The organism is Bacillus sp. LR--39, from assembly GCF_053613335.1.
In genome coordinates this window covers 1-525 of record NZ_JBSIOT010001553.1, presented here as the reverse complement: position 1 = coordinate 525, position 525 = coordinate 1, and the positions used below count along the sequence as shown (strand labels likewise).

Sequence of the window (525 nt, the reverse complement as noted above, 5' to 3'; positions counted from 1 at the left end):
CTGATCCGTCATGAAGCCGTTTCTAAGTTCAAATGGATCGATGATGATGAATTCGGGGAAATTTTGGCGATTGCCAATGCACTGCCCGGGCCGATCGCTACGAAAATGTCGGCATATTTAGGTCATAAAGTAAAAGGCGTTCCTGGTGCTGTCGTTGCTACAGCAGCCCATATCATGCCGACATGCGCCGCGATGGCCGCCTTGTTCGCAGCCGTTAATGTGCTCAGCCACTCAAAAATCGTAAGCGGCATGATCGGCGCTGTCACCCCTGTCATCGCCGTCATGCTCGGCATCATGGCTTACGAATTTGGGCAAAAAGCATTGAAAGGCTTCGGCTTGCTGACCGGCGTGCTTTTCTTTATTCTTGCGTTTTTGGGTCTTCAAGTGTTTTCCATCCACCCCGGCATCATTGTCATCCTGTTTTTAACGTATGGCGCGTTCCATTTTAAATTAAAAAGAAAAGCGGCCCGAGAAAAGGATAAAGGAGTGTCCGCTTCATGATCATCTTTTATCTGTTTTGGGCCT

At 48.6% G+C, this 525-nt stretch carries 1 protein-coding gene; it reads left to right on the top strand.

The annotated features are described in order from the left end of the window. Positions 1-501 (top strand): chromate transporter (locus tag ACWHAR_RS31750; protein WP_452089012.1); only part of this gene is annotated, 501 nt, incomplete at its 5' end. Between the last annotated feature and the right edge of the window lie 24 nt (positions 502-525).